Origin of the sequence: Saccharothrix tamanrassetensis (assembly GCF_014203665.1) — a bacterium.
Classification (GTDB): domain Bacteria; phylum Actinomycetota; class Actinomycetes; order Mycobacteriales; family Pseudonocardiaceae; genus Actinosynnema; species Actinosynnema tamanrassetense.
In genome coordinates this window covers 252,810-268,283 of the sequence record NZ_JACHJN010000008.1, presented here as the reverse complement: position 1 = coordinate 268,283, position 15,474 = coordinate 252,810, and the positions used below count along the sequence as shown (strand labels likewise).

The 15,474-nt window shown below is 68.9% G+C and carries 14 protein-coding genes; 7 read left to right on the top strand and 7 right to left on the bottom strand.

What is annotated here, in order from left to right; genetic code table 11:
- Window positions 1–3 precede the first annotated feature (3 nt).
- The 4 genes from FHS29_RS25390 to FHS29_RS25375 form a co-directional block, all read right to left on the bottom strand.
- Window positions 4–999 carry a Gfo/Idh/MocA family protein gene (locus tag FHS29_RS25390; RefSeq protein WP_184694596.1) on the bottom strand — a complete coding sequence of 332 codons (996 nt, stop codon included), beginning with the start codon at window positions 997–999 and terminating at the stop codon, window positions 4–6.
- A 73-nt stretch (window positions 1,000–1,072) separates the two neighbouring features.
- Window positions 1,073–1,684, bottom strand: coding sequence for a dTDP-4-dehydrorhamnose 3,5-epimerase family protein (locus FHS29_RS25385; protein WP_184694857.1), 612 nt, complete (start codon window positions 1,682–1,684; stop codon window positions 1,073–1,075).
- A gap of 156 nt (window positions 1,685–1,840) precedes the next feature.
- Window positions 1,841–3,247: an NDP-hexose 2,3-dehydratase family protein gene (locus FHS29_RS25380; protein WP_184694594.1), complete on the bottom strand. Its 1,407-nt coding sequence runs from the start codon at window positions 3,245–3,247 to the stop codon at window positions 1,841–1,843.
- 73 nt (window positions 3,248–3,320) lie between these two features.
- Window positions 3,321–4,430, bottom strand: a complete 1,110-nt coding sequence (locus FHS29_RS25375) for a DegT/DnrJ/EryC1/StrS family aminotransferase (RefSeq protein WP_184694593.1) — start codon at window positions 4,428–4,430, stop codon at window positions 3,321–3,323.
- A 355-nt stretch (window positions 4,431–4,785) separates the two neighbouring features.
- Between FHS29_RS25375 and panD the strand changes: the two genes are divergently transcribed.
- Window positions 4,786–5,205, top strand: a complete 420-nt coding sequence (gene panD / locus FHS29_RS25370; protein ID WP_184694855.1) for an aspartate 1-decarboxylase — start codon at window positions 4,786–4,788, stop codon at window positions 5,203–5,205.
- A gap of 207 nt (window positions 5,206–5,412) precedes the next feature.
- On the opposite strand, the gene FHS29_RS25365 is transcribed toward panD, so the two are convergent.
- From FHS29_RS25365 to FHS29_RS25355, 3 genes are read right to left on the bottom strand one after another with little or no spacing between them, the layout of a single operon-like run.
- The gene (locus tag FHS29_RS25365; protein ID WP_184694591.1) at window positions 5,413–5,946 is read right to left on the bottom strand and encodes a GNAT family N-acetyltransferase; all 534 of its coding nucleotides are present in this window, start codon (window positions 5,944–5,946) and stop codon (window positions 5,413–5,415) included.
- Between the two features lie 46 nt (window positions 5,947–5,992).
- Complete coding sequence (locus FHS29_RS25360) at window positions 5,993–7,291, bottom strand: cysteate synthase (protein ID WP_184694589.1); 1,299 nt, start codon at window positions 7,289–7,291, stop codon at window positions 5,993–5,995.
- Window positions 7,292–7,306: 15 nt separating this feature from the next.
- On the bottom strand, window positions 7,307–7,858 hold the full coding sequence (locus FHS29_RS25355; protein WP_184694587.1) for a GNAT family N-acetyltransferase: 552 nt from the start codon (window positions 7,856–7,858) through the stop codon (window positions 7,307–7,309).
- A 426-nt stretch (window positions 7,859–8,284) separates the two neighbouring features.
- Between FHS29_RS25355 and FHS29_RS25350 the strand changes: the two genes are divergently transcribed.
- From FHS29_RS25350 to FHS29_RS25325, 6 genes are all read left to right on the top strand, one after another.
- The gene (locus tag FHS29_RS25350) at window positions 8,285–8,638 is read left to right on the top strand and encodes a hypothetical protein (RefSeq protein ID WP_184694585.1); all 354 of its coding nucleotides are present in this window, start codon (window positions 8,285–8,287) and stop codon (window positions 8,636–8,638) included.
- A 438-nt stretch (window positions 8,639–9,076) separates the two neighbouring features.
- The gene (locus tag FHS29_RS25345; protein WP_184694584.1) at window positions 9,077–9,607 is read left to right on the top strand and encodes a PH domain-containing protein; all 531 of its coding nucleotides are present in this window, start codon (window positions 9,077–9,079) and stop codon (window positions 9,605–9,607) included.
- Window positions 9,604–11,292 (top strand): PH domain-containing protein, encoded by a 1,689-nt coding sequence (locus FHS29_RS25340; RefSeq protein ID WP_184694581.1) that lies wholly within the window; start codon window positions 9,604–9,606, stop codon window positions 11,290–11,292. Before FHS29_RS25345 ends, FHS29_RS25340 begins: the two co-directional genes overlap by 4 nt.
- Window positions 11,293–11,923: 631 nt before the next feature.
- Window positions 11,924–12,919, top strand: coding sequence for an aldo/keto reductase (locus FHS29_RS25335; protein WP_184694579.1), 996 nt, complete (start codon window positions 11,924–11,926; stop codon window positions 12,917–12,919).
- A 257-nt stretch (window positions 12,920–13,176) separates the two neighbouring features.
- Entirely contained in the window at window positions 13,177–14,184 is a 1,008-nt protein-coding gene (locus FHS29_RS25330; protein ID WP_312865092.1) for an NAD-dependent epimerase/dehydratase family protein, read from the top strand.
- 12 nt (window positions 14,185–14,196) lie between these two features.
- A complete protein-coding gene (locus FHS29_RS25325) occupies window positions 14,197–15,465 on the top strand; it encodes an activator-dependent family glycosyltransferase (protein ID WP_184694577.1) in 1,269 nt (422 codons plus the stop codon).
- Window positions 15,466–15,474 lie beyond the last annotated feature (9 nt).

Below are 15,474 nucleotides of genomic sequence, written 5' to 3'. Positions count from 1 at the left end.
CGATCAGACCTTGACGTGCAGGGCCTGCCTCTGGATGCCCTCCAGCAAGGTGATCTGATCCAGCGTGTCCTCGTGCTGCGACCGCAGGTCGTCACCGGTGCGCACGGCCCGCACGAAGGCGTCGATCGCGTTGGCGAACTGGTGGTCCGCCTGCAGCACGAACTCCTCGCGGTGGTCCTGCCGCTCGATCCGGACCACCGGCCGGTGCGTCTCCGGGGGCGTGAAAACCCAGTCGAGCAGCAACCGGCCGGTGCTCCCGGTCAGCCGGTAGCTGTTCCGGTAGGAGTGCTCCATGCCGAACGTGAGCTGTGCGGTGACGCCGCCCGGGGTGTAGAGCAGGACCTCTCCGGACAGTACCGCACCGAATTCCCGGTGCTCCCGGAAAACCGCGCCGCCGACCCGGAGGTGCTTCCCGAGGAAGTACATCGCCACCTTGACCGGGTAACCGCCGAAGTCGAGGAACGCTCCCCCGCCGACCCCCGGCTGGTACCGGATGTCGCCCGCCGGCTTGGGCGGGAAGGTGAACGCGGCGGAGAAGCCGCGCAGCTCGCCGATGGCGCCGCTGTCCAGCATCCGCCGCACCTCGCCGTGCTGTGAGTGGTGGAGGAACATGTAGTTCTCCATCAGCACGAGACCTCGGGATCCGGCGAGGTCGATCAGCCGGCTCGACTCCTTGTGGCTGTCGGTCATCGGCTTCTCGACCAGGACGTGCTTGCCGGCCTCCAGGGCGCGCTCGGTCCACTCCGCGTGCAGCAGCAGGGGAAGCGGGTTGTAGATCGCGTCCACGTCCGCGCGGTCGATCAGCTCGCCGTACCCCTCGATCGGCACGCCGCCGAACCGGTCGGTGAACTCCTTCGCGCGCCGCCCGTCCCGGCTGGCGATCGCGACGACCTCGATGTCGGGGTTCGCGACCATCGCCGGCAGGGTCCGCCGCCAGGCGATCTCCGCGCACCCGACCACCCCTACACGTAGCCGCTGATCCGGGCTGATGTTCATCATGGGTCAGGAACTCCGCTGGTCAGAGGGGCAAGGGGATGGTGCCGGGACAAGGGTGTCGGGACGGGGATCGTCGTCACGACGGCGAAGCCGCCCTGAGTTCCGCGTAGTGCGCGAGACATTCCTCGTAGGTGGGCAGCAGCCCGGAGGACACCGCGTCCTTCAGCGAAAGACCACTCGCGTCCTTGTCCGACATGATCGGCGGGTCGGTCAGGTTCCACGGGATGCCGATGTCGGGATCCAGCGGATCGACCACGATCATGGTGCCGGGCACGTACTCCTCGGAGCACAGGTAGTTCATGCAGGCGTCGTCGGTGAGCGCCAGGAAGGCGTGGCCGAGTCCGTCGGCGAGGTAGACCGCGACACCGGACTCCTCGTCCTGGTAGGTCACCTCGTAGGCGCCGAAGGTCGGTGAGCCCACCCGCAGGTCCACCGCCACGTCCATCACCGCGCCGCGCACGCAGGTGACCAGCTTGGCCTGGCCCGGCGGGATGGTGGTGCCGTGGATGCCCCGCAGCGTGTTCTTGGCGCTCACCGAGTAGTTCGCCTGGCCGACCTCGAACGGGTAGCCGATGACCTCGGAGAGCTCGCCGGCGCGGAACGCCTCGTGGAAGCGGCCGCGCCGGTCCGGGTGGTGCTCCGGGTAGATCCGGTAGGCGTCCCGGATCGACATCGCGGTGGTTTTCATCGTCTGGGACATCTTTCCTACCAGCTCCCAAGGTTCTCGGAGGAATTCGAAGGCATCAGCCGGTCACCTTCCCGGGCAGATCCGATCCGCGCGAAGATCCGCTCCGCAACCGGTCCGCCGGACCTCCACTGCGCCCACCGGTTCCGGACGGCCCGGTCAGCACAGGCTGTGGATGCAGGCGAGCAGGCTTCGGGCCTCGACGTTGAGGTAGTGCCCGTGCCGCAGCAGGTCGATCAGCTGGCGCACGGTCATCCAGCAGAAGTTCGGCGGCACCTCGACCGGCACGTCCTCACCGACCTCGATCACCTGGTACCGGGTCAGCGCGTGGTAGAACCGCCCGCCCTCCTCGGAGAGCACGTTGTCGTAGCGCACCTCGGCCCCGCTGGACTCCAGCGCGTCGCGCACGAACTCCGGCACGTCCGACAGGTCCTCCCCCAGCAGCAAGTGCAGGGTCGGCGCCATCTCCACCATGTCCATGAGGCCGTACTCGGGGCGTGCCTGGACGAGCAGGTGCAGCACGCCATCGATCGGCCGGGCGATGAACGCGGCCCGACCCTGCCCGCGCGGGAACAGCAGCGGCTGCGTCCAGCTCTTCACCTCCCGGGTACCGGCCTCGACCGAGACCCCGATGATGCGGAAGTTCGTGCCCGCGTCGTCGGAGATCTGCATGTCATCACGCGACCAGCCGCGGACCGCGTCCAGCGGGGTCAGCCGGGCCGACCACTCGCAGCGGGTCTTCGCCTCGGTGAACCAGCTCAGGATCTCGCTCGGGGTGTGCCTAGCGTGCGCCCACGTCTCGTCGGGCTGGTACTGGTAGGAGTTGATCAGCGCGTCGCGGAACGGCTCCCCGGTGGAAGCCGCGGCCGCGTCCGGCAACGCGAACGGCATGCACGACAGGACCGTCCTGGCGTCCATGTTGACCAGGTTCTCGACGTGCGTGAGCTCGCCGATCTGGGCCAGGCTCAGCCAGCAGTAGTCCTCGTGCACCGGCACGTCCCCGGTGACCAGCACGACCATGTTCCGGTTGCGCTTGCGCCAGAACCAGGCGCCCTGCTCGGACTGGAGCACGTCCACCAGCACCTGGCCGCGACCGGCGCCGACGAAGTACTCCAGGTACCGGGTTCCGGTCCCGCGGTGCACCCGGGTGTAGTTGCTGCGGGTGGCCTGCACCGTCGGTGAGAGCTGCAGGGTGTTGATGTTGCCGGGCTCCATCTTGGCCTGCATCAGGCAGTGCAGCACGCCGTCGAACTCCTTGACGACGATGCCGAGGATGCCGATCTCCGGTTGGTTGATGATCGGCTGCGCCTTGGTCACCAGCCCGCCCTCGCGGATCTGCAAACCCTCGACGCTGAAGAAGCGCCCGCTCACGTGACCCAGGTTCCCGGTGCTCGCCTCGAAGTTCCAGTCCCGCAGGGCGGAGAACGGAACCTGGTCGACGACGAAGTGGCCGCCCGCCTGCCGGTCGGCCCACCAGTCGTGGAACTCGGCCATGGACATGAGCGAGTCGTTCGGCGTCCACGGCCGGTTGTTCAGCTCTTCGTGTGGAATGGCGAGTCGCTTCATGCTGATGAGCCCTCCCTGTTCTGCCGCGCTCGGCGATCCGCCGACCGGCGCGCCGCGACCGGACCGCTGCTGGTCAGACCTTCGCCAGCACGTCGCGCAGCGTGTCGATGACGTGTTCCTGCTCGACGTCGGAGAGCGAGGGGAACATCGGCAGCGAGAAGATCTGGTCGGCCACCTCTTCGGTGACCGGCAGCGAACCCTTGGCGTAGCCGAGGTGCGCGAACCCGGACTGGGTGTGCACGGGCCACGGGTAGCTGATGTTGAGCGCGATGTCCCTGGCCTTGAGCGCCGCGATGACCTCGTCCCGCTTCGGGTGGCGCACCACGTACACGTAGTACACGTGGTCGTTGCCCGGGGCCGTCTTCGGCGTCACGAGGTCGGTGCCGGCGAAGGCCTCCTCGTACCGCGCGGCGATCAGCCGGCGACGGGCGATGTAGTCGTCGAGCCGGGTCAGCTTGCGGCGGAGGATCTCGGCCTGCACCTCGTCGAGCCGGCTGTTGTAACCGGGCGTGGAGACGACGTGGTAGACCTTCTCCATGCCGTAGTACCGCAGGCGGCGCAGGCGTTCCTCCACCTCGGTGTCCACGGTGATGGTGGCGCCGCCGTCACCGTAGGCACCGAGCACCTTGGTCGGGTAGAAGGAGAAAGCCGCGGCCTTGCCCATCGAACCGGCGATCCGGCCGTGGTGGCGGGCACCGTGCGCCTGCGCGCAGTCCTCCAGGATCGGCAGGCCGTGCTCGGCGGCGATGGCCTCCAGCGGCGCCATGTCCACGCACTGCCCGTAGAGGTGCACCGGCAGCAGGCACCTGGTGCGGCTGGTGATGGCGGCCTCCACCTGGTCGACCCGCATCAGGTAGGTGTCGCGGTCGACGTCCACGAACACCGGCGTGGCCCCCACCGCGTCGATCGCCACCACGGTGGGCGCCGCGGTGTTCGACACCGTGATCACCTCGTCCCCGGCACCGATCCCGAGGGCGCGCAGCCCGAGCACGATGGCGTTCGTGCCGTTGTCCACGCCCACGCAGTGCGGGACACCGTGGTACGCGGCGAACTCCTCCTCGAACGCCTTGACACTCGGCCCGAGTACCAGCTTGCCCGATCGAAAGACGGAGTCGACCGCGTCGAGGATGTCGTCGCGCTCTTTCTCGTACTCCGGCAAATAGCCCCAGACGTGCAGCGTCATTAAGACAGGTCTCCTCCGGGTGGTCAGCCACTGGTGGCCGACTGGTGGACTCGCGCGAAGCATGGAGGGCAATTCGGGACGGTCGCCGCAACCGGTCCGTGAACCGTCCATCACCCCAGGCGCCCGCCGGCTGCCGAGCACAATTTCGGCGAACTCCAGGAAACCACGCCGCATCGGGTACCACAAGGCGTTCACGAGTCCCGCCAGCGGGACATCCGGCGGATCGCCGCAGGCTCGTCGACATGGACCCGGGCAGCTTCGGCTGCGTAGGCTGAGTCGGGTCGCCCGATTCGCCGGATCTGCCGCACGGGCGACCCCACAGCCCTCAGTGACGCGTTCGCCGGTAGGAGACCCGATGTTTTTGGAGATGCTCAAGTCGAAGATTCATCGCGCCACGATCACGCAGGCAAATCTGCACTACGTCGGCTCCCTCACCATCGCCGAAGACCTGATGCGGGCCGCCGAGATCAGGGCCAACCAGCGGGTCACCATCGTCAACCTGAACAATGGGAGCCGTTTCTCCACCTACGTCATCAAGGGCCCGGCAGGCAGCGGCGTCATCGGCGTGAACGGGCCGTCTTCGCGCCTGGTGCAGGTCGGGGACATGGTCATCATCATCGCCTACTGCACGGTGACCGAGGAAGAAGCGGACAAGCTGGAGCCGCGGGTGGTGTTCGTGGACCAGAAGAACGCCGTCATCGACTCCGGGCACGACGCGGCCGCGGCGGTCCCGGGTACCGACATGATTCGCGGTGACGTGGTCGCGTCCGACTGAGGAGCGATCCGGGAGAGAATTTCCCGCAGCGGGCAGAAGACCGGCTAAGCCCTTCGCGCCGGACAACGCTCGAATGACACCGGCGGACACGGCACGTGTTGATCGCAGAATTGTCTGATCGACATTCTTTCAACAGTGCCGTGTCCGCCGTCTTCGTTCCCGGAAGTGTTCACCCACCGGCCGGCGGGCCACTGACCGGTGAGTGGGTCAAACGATGTGGTTCAGCAGCTCGATGCCGTACTCGTCCCACTGCTCGCGGTAGATCGCGTAAACGTGCATGTCCCAGAGACGGCCGTGGAAGTAAAGGTGGTCCGGGAGCACCGCCTCTTCCCGGACGATCGCCGCGTTCTCGCCGGCGAAACCGAGGGCGGCGAGGTCCTCCTCGTGGGAATGGATGTACACCTTCCGCAGGCGCCAGTTGGCGAAGGCGAAGTTCACCGTCAACGCCGCCGCGTCCGCCGCGATCTCCACCGGCTGTTCGGCGTTGACGTGCACCGAGGCCAGGATGTGCCCGGCCGTTTCCTGGTCGGCCAGGCTCGTCACGCCGACCAGCTCGCCGTCGTCCCGGCGCCGCACCAGGAACTGCGCGTCGAAGCCGCCGGTGTAGTCGCGCAGGAAGACCTCCAGGGGCGGCAGGGTCTGGCGCCCGAGCCGGAACAGGACGTCGTAGACCTCGGGCCCGTCTTCGGATGTCGCCGGGGTCAGGGTGATCCGCTTGGACTCGGAGTACGGGAAGAGCACGGTTCGCCACCTCAACTTCTTGTCACAGGGCAGGAAGGACAGTTCGTCACACGCGTGCGAAGGCGTCGATCAGCTTCCCGACGGCCTCCGCCACCGCCGCCGAGCCGAGGTCCGCGCGGTCGATGCGGAGGTCCGGTCGCGCGGTGGCCAGTTCGTGCTCGGTCTCCCGACGGGCCCGGCCACCACCGGTGACGTTGAGCAGCACCTTGGCCGAACTCGGGACCAGACCGCGGATCACGGACTCCCGCAGGCAGGCGAGTGCCACCGCGGCGGCCGGTTCGATGTCGATCCCTTCGAGATCGCGGAACATCCCGGCGGCGTCCCGCGCCGACGCGGCGTCGGCCACCAGCACGTCGCCGCGGCTCTCGGTCAGGCAGTCGCGCAGACCGCCGCGCACGGCGTAGGGCGGTCGCCGGTTGGTCAGCTCGGCGGCGTAGACCCCGTCGACCACCTTCCGGTCCTCGGTGGCGGGCGGTGCCGCCCCGGGACTCCACGCGGCGCGCACCGGGCTGAAGTCCGAGTTCTGGCAGAGCATCAGCCGCGGCGTCGGGCCCGTCCGACCGGCTCGGGAGAGGCGCTGCGCGGCCTCGTGCACCGCGATGGCGCCGGCCCCGCTGCCGATCCCCTGGAAGTAGAACTCGGGCAGGCCGGACATCGCCTCGAAAGCGTTGTACAGCACGGTCGCCAAGCCGTCCCGCCTGCCGACGTTCTTGGTCCCGCCCTCCAGCTGGAGCCGGTGCTGCCGGGCGATCGACTCACCGAACACGATGGCGTCGGTGTAGTCCGCCCGGTCCAGCGCAATCAGGCAGACACACGGGTCGAGGGGCTCGGCGAACCGCAGCTTTCCCAGGCTGGTCGACGGAACCACCACCACGCAGTCGATCCGGTGCTTGGAGCACAGTTCGGCGAAAGCCGCCGCGGTGTTGCCGGCGGACGAGATCACCAGTGGTGCGCTCGACGCGGGAAGCCGGCCGAGCACGGTATACGCTTCGAGCTCTTTGAAGGTCGCGGTGCTCAGCCGCGCGTCGCGCTCCGGCCAGTACCCGTTGAACGCGATCCAGAGATCGGTCAGCCCGAGGTGCTTCCCCACGCCGGTGGTGCTCCGGTACGTGACCGTGCCGCCCGCGTCCGGAAGCGTTCGCCTGATGGGCAGCCAGTTCCGGTACCGGTACAAACCCCGCTCGGCCGACTCCGGGACCAGTGCGGTGGCGCGGTACTCCGTGCGCAGCAACGAGGTCTCGTGCTGTCCGGGGCATTCGAGCAGCAGGCCGTCATCGGCTTGGCGCCGGCCACAGGTTCGGCAGTTCAGCAGGTAGTGCTGATCCAGCGGGTGACTCACGGACATGTGATCCCTCCGGCGCTACGTACTGGCGGTGGTGACCTGTGACCTGCCGGGCCCGATCATGTAGTGCTCGATCTCGTTCCAGTACGCGCTCCACTCGTCCCGGAAGATCAGGAAGTGGTGCAGGTCGAGCAGGCGACCGCGGAAGTACCGGTGTCCCGGGAAGATTCCGATGGGTTTCTGGAACTCGTCACCGCCACCCCGCAGGTAGGCGAAGCTCGCCTCGGTGGTCCGGCAGAGGATGGTGTCGACGTTGTAGGTGGCGAAGGCGTAGTTGACGACCAGGTAGAGCGCTTCGCCGGAAACCCCGTTCCGACCCCGGTCCTTCTCCACGTACACCGCGAGCCGGATGTGCCGGGCCTGGCCCAGTTCCCGCAGCGTGGCGAATCCGATGACCTCGTCGGAGCCGTGGCGCTGGATCCGGAACATGGCCTGGAGGTTGCCGAGGAACTGCTTGCGGAACGCGCCCGGTGCGGGCAGGCTTTCCACCCCCACCCGGAGCAGGGTCTGGTAGAACCTCGGGCCGTCGTCGGCGGTCCCCGGCCGCAGTTCCACCCTGCGAGCCCTCACATGGGGATACAGCGACATAGGTCCCCTCCGTACTTGATTGTTCGAGGCGCGCGGAGACGGTCGGCGTTCGTCCCGCCGGCGGGACGCATTCGACTGCTGGACATTCCGCGGAATTCGTCGGAGGTGCCCGAACCCCCGCTGAAGTCAGATCGTACACGAGCGACATCGGGCGGGAAGCCGACCGAGTGCCGCGATGAATCACTTCGGCGGACCGGCCTCATTCGTTGTTGACCGGGGACCGGCGCGCTGCCTACTGTCGGCCCAGGTTCCGGTTGCCCACCGGTCAGGCATCTATTGGGAATGAGTCGCGCCGAAGGTGCGCTTCGCACCTGAACGGCGCGGCGAAGATCATCACCCCGATCTCACGTTCTGCACGTGTCGACGCCGTCCCGGCCGCACGAAAGAAGTGAAGGAGCTACTGAGGACATGTCGGACAACAATCTCGCCGCCAAGGTCGACCTGACACTCGTCGACGAGGTCGAGGAGATGGTGCGCAACACCGCCCAGCTGATCTGCTCCGAGCAGCCGGACGTGCCGGAGCCGCAGTCCCTGGTCGATCTCGACTCCTTCTCGATGGTCCAGATCCTGCTGGAACTGGAGAACACCACCGGGATGAAGCTGCTGGAGCGCTTCGAGAACTTCCAGGAGGGCGAGACCTTCCGCGACCTGGCCGCGTTCATCGTCCGCCTCGCCGCGGAGGACGATGCGGCGGCCGAAGCCGGCGAAGAGGGCGAGCAGCCCGAGGCCGCGGCCGAGAAGCAGGGCGCCACCCGGAACTGAGGCCCGCGCGATCGCGTCGGCAGCCGAGGTCCGCCGGCGGGAGAGCCCGGCGGCGATCTCGGCGCTGGGCCTCCCCGCCTCCCCGCGACGGCAGGGCGGTCGGCGCGATCGCCTCGCGCCGGACACCGTTGTCCCGCCGGCGAGACAACGCCTGCGGCTGTGTACGTCCACCATGGCAGCGGGGTGGTTCTCGGCGGCTCGGCCCGAGTCATTCGTGCCCGAAAAGGGGTGAATGCGGGCGGGCCTGTACGGTGATGTCGATCTTGTGTGACGGCCGGCCGTAGCGTGCCGCCGGGCGTGCCGATGTCGGGCCGGCGGGGCGAAGCCGCGTCCGCCGAGGCGGTGCGGGCCGGGTAACAGCGCGGTCGCCGGTGTCCGAGCCGGGTTCGCCGAGATCACCTCGTTGCCTCGGCTCACGAACTGATGGAGCATGAAGTCATGACCGAAGCGTCCCCTTCAGCGCCATTGGGACTTGGTTCGGAGGAGTTCGTCATCCACCCTCCCCGGCACCGGGTCGACCGCCGGTTCATCCTCTGGCGCACGCTGAACACGTTTTTCTGGGCATTGGGCGTGCTGGGCGTTCTGGTCACCCTGTACGTGCTGTTCGAGAACATCCGGACGTGGCTGCTGCCGATCACCCTGATCATCGGTGCGGTCTACCTGGTGAACCTCGCCGTCATGCCGACCTGGCGCTATCTGGTGCACCGCTGGGAAACCTCGGACGAAGCGGTCTACGTGTTGCAGGGGTGGCTCACCAGGGAATGGCGGATCATCCCGATTTCGCGCATCCAGCGAATCGACACCGAACGCGGCCCGCTGCAGCAGATGCTCGGCCTGGCCACGGTCAAGGTGGTCACCGCGTCCAGCGAGGGCGGCATCACCATCGAAGGCCTGGACGTCGAGGTCGCCGAGAAAACCGTGCGCCACCTCAACGAGATCACCCAGGCCACCCCGGGAGACGCGACGTGACCGCCGGGAACTCCACCTCGGACACGACGACCGAGCGCACCGACGCGGTCGAAGCCGTTCCCGTCGAGGTCGAGCCCGAAATCGCGCCCGGCCCCGAGAGCCACCCGGAGATCCCCTGGGAACGCCTCAGCATCCGGATGGTGTGGGTCAACCTGGTCCGGCTGATCCTCTCCATCGTCCCCGGCATGCTGGCCACCGCCGTGCTGAACACCCCGGCCGGTCCCGCGTGGCCGCTGCTCATCGCCAGCGCGGTCGGGGTCTCCGCCACCGTGCTGGCCTTCCTCCGCTTCCTCAAGACCCGGTACCGCGTCACCGACGAACGCGTCGAGCGCAAGACCGGCTGGCTGGTGCGCAAGTACCGCTACGTCCCCCGGGATCGCATCCGGAGCGTGGACAGCAGTGTGCGGCTGCGGCACCGCCTCGCCGGGGTGCGGGTGGTCCACATCGGATCCGGGGAGTCGAGGTCCTCGTTCAAGCTGGATGCGCTCTCCATCGCCACCGCCGAGGAACTCCGCCGCAAGCTGATGCCGGACGCGTCGGACGAACCGGCCCCGCGTCCCCTGCCGGTGGCCGAGGGCGAACCGGTGGCGGCGGGCGGACCGGAGGAGGCGGGCCGCGAGGCCGTCGAGCCGGAGCCCGCGCCGCAGGAGGAAGTCCTCGCCCGGTTCCGCAGACCGTGGATCCTCTACGAGATGTTCAGCGTCTGGGCCATTTTCGTGGTCGGCGGCCCGGTCTTCGGCCTCTACTGGTTCCTCCAGCCGTTCGGCGTGGACCTCCTCGACTTCATCGGCGACCTGGTCGGCTACGAGCAACGCGGGTTCTGGTGGTCGCTCGTCCTCTGCTGCGCGGTGGCCTACCCGTTCGGCTTCGTCGGCCTCGCCCTCGGCTTCGCGATGGGGAACTGGAACTTCGCGCTCGTCCGCACCGCCACGAAGGGCCGCCCGGCGCTGCTCACCCGGCGAGGGCTGCTCAGCACCCGCACGGTGTACCGCGACGAAGCGCGCATCCGCGGCATCAGCTTCAAGGAACCGCTGGTCTGGCGCTGGCTCGGCCTCACCAAGACGAGTGTCGTCACCACCGGTCTGAAGCAGGGGTCGGGCGACGACGCCGCGGCGAGCATCCTTCCCCGCGTGCGGATGCGGGAGGCCCGCGAGGTGGCCGCCAAGGTACTCGCCGGCGAACCCAGCCCGATGGAGGCACGGCTGAAGCGCCACCCACGCGGTGCGCTGACCCGACGCCTCCTCTGGGCCACCTACGGCTCGGCGATCGTCGCGGGCGTGCTGTTCTGGCTCGGCCGGACCGATGTCCTGCCGGACTGGACGTGGCTGGTCGGGGTCGGGATCTGGCCGGTGGCGCTGCTCGCCGCCGTGCTCGCGTACCTGGCGCTCGGCCACGCGCTCAGCGGCTCGTACCTGGTGGTCCGCCGAGGGGCGTTCAGCCGCACCACGGTCGCGCTCCAGGACCGCGCGGTGATCGGCTGGACCCTGCGCCAGTCGATCCTCCAGCGGATGGGCCGGCGGATGACCGTGCAGATCCCCACCTCGGCGGGAGAACGGCACTACGTGCTGCCGGACGCCGGCACCCGCCAGTCGCTCGCGTTCGTCAGAGGCTCGACCCCGGAACTCGCGGCCCGATTCATCAAAGAGGCCGGATCCGGTGGCGAGAACGTGAAGAAACGACAGTAGGCCGGTTCCACGCTTCCGGCGTGCGTCCGGCCGGGCGGCGACGGGACCGGGACGGTGATCGGCCGGGAGATCCCGCGCCGCGTCCTCCGCACGCCGCGTCCCACGTTCCGCGTCCCACGTCCCACGTTTCCCAAGCGACACGGCCGGCTGCCGGAGCTGCTCAGGAGCCTGCGCGCGGTCGCCGGAACAGGGACTCCACCGGGTCATCGGACGACTTCTCCCCGCATCGGCACCTGGACATCCCGCCGGCGGGCTTGTCGACCAACGGGTCGAATCATCACGACCCGATTCATATCCACCACACGCCGATCCGCCACATCCGGAGAAATCACGGGCATTCAGCAAGCCCGGGCAGGACAGCCGCATAACCGTGCGAGTTGCGGTAGTCTTCGAGCATAAACAAGGGCGCAGCGGTCGCCTACCAACCGGATAACCGTCGGCACGCCTGCCGCACTCAGGACGAGCGCACTGCCCGGTACGCGTGCGAACGGGTTCTCCAGCGGAACCCGGATCGCCCGTCGCGGCAGTGTTCCGGAACACCTGCTTGCCGGTCGGCAAGCCACTGACCCAGCAACTTTACTCTCAAAGAGCGGCAACCGCACTCTTTCAGGTTAATAGGTTGGGGACACAAATGCGTACCACAAAACTCACCGACAGCTTTTCTGTGAGCGAGATCGGCCTCGGCTGTAGTTCGATGTCGCACGGATACGGACCGAAGGAAAGGGACGACGACGAGTCGATCCGGGTGATCGGCCGTGCGGTCGAACTCGGGATAGACCTCTTCGACACCGCGGACGCCTACGGCCCGTTCAGCAACGAGCGGCTGCTCGGGCGGGCGCTCGCCGCCCACCGGGACCAGGTGCGGATCGCGACCAAGTGCGGTCTGGTGGCCCGGCCGGACGGCCGGTTCGGCCGCAACGGCAGACCGGACTACCTGCGGTCGGCCTGCGAGGGCTCGCTGCGCCGGCTCGGGGTCGAGGCCATCGACCTGTACCAGCTGCACCGGGTCGATCCCGCCGTGCCCCTCGCCGAGTCGTGGGGCGCGCTGAGCGACCTGGTCAGCGAGGGCAAGGTGCGCCGGCTCGGCATCTCGCACGCCACCCGCGAGGAGCTGGAGCAGGTCCACTCGATCTTCCCGATCACGGCCGTCCAGTACGAGCTGTCCGTGTGGGTCACGCACAGCCTCGACGACATCCTGCCCTGGGCGCGGAAGAACGGCGTGGGCTTCCTCGCCTTCGCGCCCATCGGCCGGGGTTACCTGTCCGGGCGGCTCGAACACGACCAGCTCGAGGCGGACGACTCCCGGAAGCGGGATCCGCGGTTCGCCTCCGACGCGATGCGCACCAACCACGCCATCGTGCAGGGTCTGCGCAAGGTGGCCGCGCGGCACGGGGCCACCCCGGCCCAGGTGGCGATCGCCTGGACGCTGACCCGGGGCGACAACGTGGTGCCGATCCCGGGCACCCGGCACCTGCGCTGGCTGGAGGAGAACGCCGCCGCCGTGGATCTCCGGCTCACCGAGGAGGATTTGCACGACATCGACAACCTGCCCGCGGCCACCGGCGAGATGATCTGGGACCGGACCCGGTTCGCCACCTCGGAGGTCCCGGAGATGACCAGGGGCTGACGCCGTCCCGCCAGCGGGACCGCGAACACCGGAGAAAACGGGGGCCGGTTTCCGCACGCGCGGTCCGGGCCGGGCAATACAATCGGGACAACGCGAATCCCGGAGGCCGCTTCCGGTAATCGCGGATAACCCGAGTGGAAACCCGACACGACCGCGAGCACGTGATTTCCCACGCCGCGAACCGGGCATTTCGTCCGCGTTGTCCGGCGTGATTCCGCGCGCCGGTGGCAGCACTCGAAAGACCTTAAGGAGAACCCGTGGGCAAATCAGCGGCGAAACAACTGATCACCGTGCTCGGCGCGTCCGGGCTACTCGGCACCGCGGTCACCCGGGTGCTGGCGGAGCGCCCGGTCCGGCTGCGGCTCGTCGGCCGCCGGCCCACCGCGGTGCCACCGGGTGCCCGGGCGGAGATCGATGCCCGCGAGGTCGACCTCACCGGGCCCGGCGCGGTGGCCGAGGCGATCGCCGGGTCCGACGTGGTGATCCACCTGGTCGCGCAGATCTCCGGTGCCAGCACCTGGCGGGTGGCCGCCACCGATCCGGTGGCCGAGCGGGTCAACGTCGGCCTGGTGCACGACATCGTCGAGGCGATCCGGCGGCAGCGGCCCGAGAAGCCGCCGCTGGTGCTGCTGGCCGGTTCGATGTCGCAGGTGGGTCGCTCCACCTCGGCCCGCATCGACGGCAGCGAGGTCGACCAGCCGCTGACCACCTACGACAAGCAGAAGATGGCCGCCGAGCGGGCGATCCTGGCGGCCGGCGAGGAGGGCGTGCTGCGCGGTGCCGCGTTGCGGCTGGCCACCCTCTACACCCAGGGCCTGGACTCCACCGACCTGGACCGCGGCGTGGTCTCGGCGATGATGCGCCGGGCGTTCACCGGCGAGCCGCTGACCATGTGGCACGACGGCACGGTCAACCGCGACCTGCTCTGCGTCGACGACGCGGCTCGCGCCTTCGTCGCCGCGCTGGACGCGGCCGAGGCGGTGGCCGGCCGCTCGTGGCTGATCGGCACCGGCGTGGCGACCAGCATCGCCGAGCTGTTCACCACGATCTCGAAGGTGGTCGCCACCACCACCGGCGAACCGCCCGTCCCGGTGGTCTCGGTGCCCCCGGCCGAGCACTCGGTGCCGACGGACCTGCTGGACTTCGTGCTCGACCCGTCCGCGTTCCAGCGGGCCACCGGCTGGGCGCCGCGGGTCGCGCTGCTCGACGGCCTGGACCGCCTGGCCACCGCCTTCGCCCGGGGTTCCGCGCGCGGTGCGAACTGAGGAAGGACGATCGTGAGGATCCTGCTCGCGCTGAATCCCGAGAAGACCATCTTCAACTACATGGTGCCGCTGATGTGGGCGGCGCGGACCGCCGGGCACGAGGTCCGGGTGGCCAGCCAGCCGGCCTTCGCCGGGGTGATCACCCAGGCCGGGCTGACCGCCGTACCGCTCGGGAGCGACCGGAACCCGTGGCGCATCACGGCCAACGACCCGGAGAAGCTCGAATCGATGCGCGTCGGCATCATGGAGCCCTACGACGCCTTCGACACGCCGGAGCACGCCACCTGGGAGTACCTCAAGCCCGGCATGGCCAAGGCGGTCGAGGGCTGGCACCGGGTGAGCAACTTCCCGATCATCGCGGACCTGGTGGCGTTCTGCCGTTCGTGGCAGCCGGACCTGATCCTCTGGGAACCGCTCTCGTTCGCCGCGGCCATCGCCGCCAAGGCGTGCGGTGCCGCCCACGCCAGGGTGCTCAACGGCATCGACGTCTACGGCGGGGTGCGGGAGATGTACCGGCGGCTCAAGGAGCAGCAGCCGCCGGAGGACCGGGCCGATCCGATCGCCGACTGGTTCGCCGGCTACGGCCGCAAGTACGGCTTCGAGTTCTCCGAGGACATGTTCACCGGGAACTTCACCATCGACCAGTTCCCGAAGAGCCTGCAGGTCGAAGCGGACCTGGACTACCGGCGGATGCGGTACGTGCCCTACGGCGGGCCGGCCGTCGTCCCGAAGTGGCTGTGGGAGAAGCCGGCGAGACCTCGCGTCGGGTTCACCATGGGGCTGAGCGCCACGGAGATCTTCTCCGGGTACAACATCCCGTTCAAAGAGGTGCTGACCTCCTTGGCGGAGCTGGACATCGAGGTGGTCGCCACGGTCTCGGAGGCCGAACAGCCCAAGCTGGGCAGGCTTCCGGACAACATCCGCCTGGTGTCCTACGTGCCCTGGCACGCCCTCGCGCCGACCTGCTCGGCGGTCGTGCACCACGCGGGCGCCGCCACCCTCGGCACCACGGCGCTGCACGCGGTCCCACAGCTCTCCCTGCACTACCACTACGACCAGCCGATCCTGGCGAAGCTGCTCGCCGGGCAGGGCGCCGGGCTGGAGATCCACACCAGCCGGGTCACCGGGGAGAACGTGCGGGACGCGGTCGGGCGCCTGCTCACCGAACCGGGCTTCCGGGAGCGCGCCGTCGCGCTGCACGACGAGATCCGCAGCTCCCCCAGCCCCAACGAACTGGTGCCCCTCCTCGAGGAACTCACCGCCAAGCACCGCACCCGCTGACCCCCGGCC